The 5,948-nt window shown below is 72.2% G+C and carries 6 protein-coding genes; 2 read left to right on the top strand and 4 right to left on the bottom strand.

Annotated elements, in window-relative coordinates; genetic code table 11:
• Positions 1-267, bottom strand: a 267-nt coding sequence (locus RIF68_RS24535) for a MerR family DNA-binding transcriptional regulator (RefSeq protein ID WP_309053467.1), incomplete at its 3' end; no start/stop codon positions are given.
• A gap of 58 nt (positions 268-325) precedes the next feature.
• On the opposite strand from RIF68_RS24535, the gene RIF68_RS24530 reads away from it, so the two are divergent.
• Positions 326-1,612: an erythromycin esterase family protein gene (locus RIF68_RS24530; RefSeq protein WP_309053466.1), complete on the top strand. Its 1,287-nt coding sequence runs from the start codon at positions 326-328 to the stop codon at positions 1,610-1,612.
• Here the strand turns inward: RIF68_RS24530 and RIF68_RS24525 are convergent.
• From RIF68_RS24525 to RIF68_RS24515, 3 genes are all read right to left on the bottom strand, one after another.
• On the bottom strand, positions 1,586-2,767 hold the full coding sequence (locus RIF68_RS24525) for a ParB/RepB/Spo0J family partition protein (RefSeq protein ID WP_309053465.1): 1,182 nt from the start codon (positions 2,765-2,767) through the stop codon (positions 1,586-1,588). The two genes, RIF68_RS24530 and RIF68_RS24525, sit on opposite strands and share 27 nt — an antisense overlap.
• Positions 2,764-4,011: a ParA family protein gene (locus RIF68_RS24520; protein WP_309053464.1), complete on the bottom strand. Its 1,248-nt coding sequence runs from the start codon at positions 4,009-4,011 to the stop codon at positions 2,764-2,766. Before RIF68_RS24520 ends, RIF68_RS24525 begins: the two co-directional genes overlap by 4 nt.
• Positions 4,012-4,657: 646 nt before the next feature.
• Entirely contained in the window at positions 4,658-4,936 is a 279-nt protein-coding gene (locus tag RIF68_RS24515; protein WP_309053463.1) for a hypothetical protein, read from the bottom strand.
• 293 nt (positions 4,937-5,229) lie between these two features.
• On the opposite strand from RIF68_RS24515, the gene RIF68_RS24510 reads away from it, so the two are divergent.
• A complete protein-coding gene (locus tag RIF68_RS24510; protein WP_309053462.1) occupies positions 5,230-5,805 on the top strand; it encodes a transcriptional regulator in 576 nt (191 codons plus the stop codon).
• Positions 5,806-5,948 lie beyond the last annotated feature (143 nt).

The raw sequence follows: 5,948 nt of genomic DNA, 5'->3' as shown, positions 1-5,948 counted from the left end.
CCGGAACGCCTCGTCGGCCGGGCCCTCGTGCACGGCCCGCATGACCGCCGCCGCCGTGGCGTGACCATGCCCCGGGACCAGGGCGAGAAAGGCCCGCAGAGCCGCCGCGTGCAGCGGGGTGTAGACGCGGTAGCCCTGAGCGGTGCGCCGGGCCGCCGGCAGGATCCCGGCCTCCTCGTAATTCCGGACCGCCTGCGTCGACAACCCGTGCCGCCGCGCCAGATCGACCGGACGCAGCCGCACCTCACTTTGAAACTTTTGGTCCATGAAAGCGACGCTAGCGCGCAGAAGTTTCCACCGAAGGTTCAAAGATAGCGTGGAAGGCATGGCCACTGACCTCAAGGACCTCACCCATGCCGCCGAGGCCGGCGCGCTCCTGAAACTGCTCCCGGCGCGTCCCCGCCTCCTGGCCCTGGGCGAACCCACCCACGGTGAGGACTCCCTCCTCCACCTCCGCAACGAGATCTTCCGGCAGCTCGCCGAGGACGAGGGCTACCGCACGATCGCCCTCGAGACCGACTGCCTCCGGGGCCTGGCCGTCGACGCCTACGTCACCGCCGGCACCGGCACCCTCGACGCCGTCATGGAGCGGGGATTCAGCCACGGCTGGGGCGCCTCCGAGGCCAACCGCGACCTCGTCCGCTGGATGCGCGCCCACAACGAGAACCGGCCCCCTGCCGAACACGTCCGCTTCGCCGGCTTCGACGGCCCCCTGGAGATCACCGGCGCGGCCTCCCCCCGCCAGGCCCTGACGGAACTCCACGACCACCTCACCGGGGCCGTGGACCCCGCCCTGCTTCCCTGCACCCGGGACACCCTCGACCGTCTCCTCGGCCCCGACGCCCGCTGGACCGAACCCGCCGCGATGCGGGACGCCGCCCGCTCCGTGGGCCGGACGCCGGAGGCCGCACAACTGCGCCTGCTCGCCGACGACCTGGAGACCCTCGTCGACACCCAGGCCCCGCACCTGCGGGCGACGGCCTCTCCCGAAGCGCTCGACCGGGCACGCCTGTACGCGCGCACGGCGACCGGCCTGCTCCGCTACCACCACGCCATGGCCGACCCCTCGCCTCTCCGCCTCGCCCGGATGGTGGCCCTGCGGGACCGGATGATGGCGGACAACCTCCTCGCCCTCGCCGCCCGGGGCCCCGCCTTCGTCCACAGCCACAACTCCCACCTCCAGCGGGAGCGCAGCACGATGCACATGGGTGGGCAGCCCCTGACCTGGTGGAGCGCCGGAGCACTGGTGAGCACCCGGCTCGGTGAGCGGTACGCCTTCGCCGCCACCGCCGTCGGCACCATCCGGCACCGGGGAGTGGACACCCCGCCGCCGGACACCGTCGAAGGGTTCCTGTACGAACTCCCCGCCGCGCGCGGGATCGTCGACCCCCGCGGTCTGGCCGCCGCCCTCTCGTCCCGGCCCCCCGCCCCCCGGGTCTCCCCCTGGTTCGGCTACGCCCCGCTCGCCCCGGCCCGTCTCGCGGGTCTGGACGCCCTCGTGTTCGTCAAGGACCTCCCGGCGAGCCGACCGGGCCGCGACGCGGGGAGTCCCTCCCCCGAAGCCGGGGAAGGGACTCCGCACACGTCACGGCAGTTGCCGCAGTCGCCGTGACGTCTCCTCCAGGATGGTGGCCAGCCGCAGCCGCCCTGCCTCGGGCAGCCCGCGCGCGAGGTCCGCGACCAGGGCCTCCGTGCTGCCGGTCAGCTCGATGTACCGGTGGATGAACCGGCTCCGCTGGCCGTCGCCCAGCCCCGCGATCGCCTGCTCCATGACGGCGGCCCCGTCACTCCACGGCGCCACCGGCCCCACACCCACCGCCCGCTCGGACGCGGCGGCCGCACGAGGCTCGGGCAGCTCGGCCCCGCCGGCGGGGTTATCACGGCGTGATAGGTCCGCCGCCTCCCGCGCCGGGACATCAGGCCGTGACGGGCCGTCCCCGGCCCCGGGGCCGGCGCCCTCCTCCGCCCGCGCGGAGTCACGGCGTGACAGCTCCGCCCCGGCCGCGCTCCCGGGCCGGGGGTTATCACGCCGTGATACCCCCCGCCCCTCCGCCGCCCGCCGCTGCCGCTCCTCCGCGCGGGCGTCCGCCTTCTCCCGCTGCTGCTCCGGCGCCAGCTTCGCCAGGTTCCGTACGTCCTCCAGCCGTCGGCGTCCCGCCAGCAGATCGGCCTGCAGCCCCGGGTCGAGATCGAGGATCGACAGCTTGGACGAGATGGTCGACTGGCCGATCCCGAGCCGCTTGGCCGCCTTGTTCTGCGAGCCGTAGAACTCCACGAGCTTCTGCAGCGCGTACGCCTGCTCCAGCGGGTTCATGTCGTCCCGGTGGACGTTGGCGACGAACGCCGCCTCCAGCAGGGACTCGTCCGTCGCGACGAGCGCGTTGTTCACGCTCACCCGGATCGTGGGTTCCCCCGCGAGCCGCGCGGCCTCCAGCCGCCGGTGCCCGTCGACGACGATGTACCGGGCGCCTTCGTCCACCTCACCGGCCCGCTCCGGCCGCTCCGACAGGTACGCGTCGACCGTGGCCACGGTGATGGAGTTGACGAGCCCGATCTCACGGATGCTCTCGGCCAGCCCCTCCAGGTCCCGCAGCTCCTCCCGCGGGTTGTCCGGGTTCTGGCTGATGGCCCCGAGAGGCAGCTCCGTCGGCTCGGGCACGCCCGCCGTGGGCGCGCCCGTGGCGGCACCGATCGCGGCCCGCCGGGCACTGATGGGACGGGCCTGTGCGAAGGAGGCCCCCGCCCCCAGGTTCTTGGCCTTGCTCACTTGCTGATCTCCCGGGCGAGAGCGCGGAGGGCGACGGACTGCTCGCAGCGCGGCGCGTACGCCAGCAGCGGCCGCTTGGCGCGTACGGCTTCCTTCTGTTCCTTCAGGTCACCGATGACGCCGACCACGCGCGGGTCCTTGATGTCCATCCAGGACTGCAGGGAGGACGTCGCGATGTACCCGCGCCGCGCGTCGTAGTGGTTGACGACGAGCCCGAGGTAGTCGATGTCGAGGGCGAGATCACCCCGCATGTCCTCGATCTGGGACGTGAGCAGACCGTAGGCGTCGGCGCTGCTGTCCTCCGCCTGCACCACGATGAGGACGCCGGAGTTGCCCGCCACCTCGTTCGTCCGCCGCCGCCCGTAGTACGAGGCGGCGTCCATGCTCAGCCCGAGGCTCGGGGGGCAGTCGATGAGGATCACGTCGTAGTCGCTCTCGACGGCCCGCAGTGCCCGCTCCAGGGCGGCCTCCCTGGCCCGTACGGAAGCGAGCCGCACGTCCAGGAGGAAGGCGTCGGTGCACGCCGGCAGCAGGTGCAGCCGCCCGCCGAACCGGTCCTCGTCCACCGTGACGACGAGCTCCCGGAGATCCCCCTTGCCCTCACCGGCCATGTGGTTGGTGAGGGAGTCCCCGTTCATGGGCAGCGGCTCCTGCCCCAGCTGCTTGGTGAGGTGCCCCTGCGGATCGAAGTCGACCAGCAGGACCCGCTGCCCGAGTCCCGGCAGATCCTCCAGCGCGAGGGGATCGGTCCTCCCCTCCCCCGCGTCCAGGAGCGCGGCGAAGTGCCTGGAGACGCGTACGGGTACGAGAGCCGCCGGGTCCTCGGCGAGGGCCTCGCCGAGACCGGCCGTGATGGCGGTCTTGCCGACCCCGCCCTTCTGGTTGCAGACGACGATGCGCCGTACGATCGCCGGCCGCTTCACCTCGGGAACCGGGTTGTCGGACAGCCACAGCGTGACCGCCTGGGCGATGCCCTGGGTGAGCGAGATCCCCCGCTCCTTGCAGTCGGCGCGGAAGCCGTCCCACAGACCGCTGGGAAGGAAGGTGGAGTAGCTCTCCGCGTCCCCCGTGTCGACGGGAGGCAGAGCGGCCCCGAGCCCGCGCCAGGCGGTGATCCCCGCCTCGACCGCGTCCTGCATGCCGAGCCCGTGGAGAGCGGCCCGGACCTTGAGGTCCTGCCGGAGAGTGCTGGTGAGCTTGGTGACGACCTTCTCCCGGTCGCCGCCCGTGTCAGGTGACGTCATGAGCGTCACCTTACTAACGTTGGAGCTCAAGTTCAGCCCACGACACGTTAGTAAGGTAACCAACTCCTCAGGGGTTATCACGGCGTGATAACCCCTCACCCCCGTGGAGACCTATCACGGCGTGATAACCCGGACCGGGTGCGGCCGGGGCCGGTCCCGGCGGCCGACTTATCACGCCGTGATAGCCCGCGACCCGGTACGTGGGCCACGGGTCCGACTTATCACGCCGTGATAACCCGGACCGGGTGGGGACGGGGCCGGTGGTGGCGGCGCCGGACCTGGCGGCTGACTTATCACGCCGTGATAGCCCGCGACCCGGTACGTGGGCCACGGCCGACCTATCACGCCGTGATAACCCGGACCGGGTGAGGAACGGACCCGGACCCGGCCGGCAAGCACGGCCCAGCGCCGGAAGCATCACCCGGGTCTCCCCGGTCCTCGTCGGCGACCTATCACGGCGTGATAACCCTGCGGGGTGCGCCCGACGGCCATGCCGTGACGACCCCGGGCGTCACGAAGCCTCCACCGAGGCCGCCCTGTCACGCCGTTCCCGCCGAACACCGTCCATCGATCACCCCTCGGCGGGACCTTGGGTTATCACGCCGTGATAACCCAAGGTCCCGCCCTCGCACCACGGTCCGGGCGGTCAGTGGGGCGGCAGAAGGCCTTCCTCCTGCGCGACGTGGGAGCACGCCATGGCTGCGGACGTCATGCCGAGCCGCTCGAGCACCTCGATGGACTCCAGCAGGATCCGTGTGTCGGCGTCGGCCATGGCGTTGCCACAACGGTCGCGCTCGGCCAGGTCCTCGGGAACCGTGGCGGTGCGTAGTTCGGTCACTCGGGCCGCCAGCGCGTCGCGGGAGGCCTCCATCGCGGCGATGCCGCGCACCGCGTGGGCGATGTTTGCGTCGGTCAGGTCGTTCATGCGGTTCAAGACGGTGCCCCTCTGTCTCGCGTCACACCATCGTCCCGGCCTGTGAGCGAGGACACGACGACGCCGCACCGGACCCTGTTCCTCCTCCGGTGCAGGGCGTACCGACCAGGCCGGGGGCAGCCCGAGCGACGCCCCCCCGCACCCCTCGGCGCCGACGGGGCCCCGGCATCCTGTCGCCGCTCCGCCACGCCCCGGCGGGCCGCAGGCCGTCGTCCACGCTCGCCATGACCTGCCCCTCCCCGCACTATGCTGGGACCACCGATACCAGCGGAAAGGGATGCGGGGTGCCGGAAAGAAACAACGAGTTCGGCAAGTTCGGTGCCCGCGGCACCAAGGGCCACGAGTTCGTCGCCCGCCAGCTCGACGACCTCGCCGGTTTCATCGCCACCCCCATCCACCAGCGCCGCGGACTCCTCGCGCGTCTGCACTACCTCACCCGCACCGACCACGCCCGCCAGGCCGCGCGTGAGGCCGGCCTCACGGTCACCGACCGCACCCTCAAGGCCTGGCTGGACGGCCGCCGCAGCCCCTCCCGGAAGAACCTCGAACGCATCGAGACGGCCTACCGCACGGTCCGCCGGCAGAACGTCGCCCGCTACCTGCTCGCCCGCCTCAACCGCCGGGGCCGGGGAACCCGCGTCGAGTTCCACCCCCTCAACCAGTCCCAGGTGCCCCGGCCCCATCAGCGGTTCGTCGAGTTCCGCACCCTCAACGTCCGCCGCTGGGACCGCATCGTCAGCGCCTGGACCGCCGGCGACGACGCCCGACTGGACGACGTCTGGGTCAACGACGCCGTCATCGACCTGGGCTCCGAGTGGGGCCAGTACGAGTACGTCTCCAACATCGGCTTCGCCGCCTGACGGAAAACGCCCGGCACCCCCCCCCGGCGGAACGCTCCTCCCCCACCCGGCGGAGACGAATACACCGCTGCGCCGACGCCCCACCCCCGAACCCGGTGCGACCGTCGGGCCATGACCGGTGCCCCAGCGACTCCTACCAGCCC

Source organism: Streptomyces sp. (genome assembly GCF_031178505.1).
GTDB lineage: Bacteria > Actinomycetota > Actinomycetes > Streptomycetales > Streptomycetaceae > Streptomyces > Streptomyces gulbargensis.
Note: the sequence above shows the minus strand (reverse complement) of the source record. Positions and strands in the feature narration are given on the sequence as shown.

Coding starts and splice junctions, on each gene's coding strand:
- RIF68_RS24520 (WP_309053464.1), bottom strand. CDS start 4,011: ATGACGTCACCTGACACGGGCGGCGACCGGGAGAAGGTCGTCACCAAG.
- RIF68_RS24515 (WP_309053463.1), bottom strand. CDS start 4,936: ATGAACGACCTGACCGACGCAAACATCGCCCACGCGGTGCGCGGCATC.
- RIF68_RS24530 (WP_309053466.1), top strand. CDS start 326: ATGGCCACTGACCTCAAGGACCTCACCCATGCCGCCGAGGCCGGCGCG.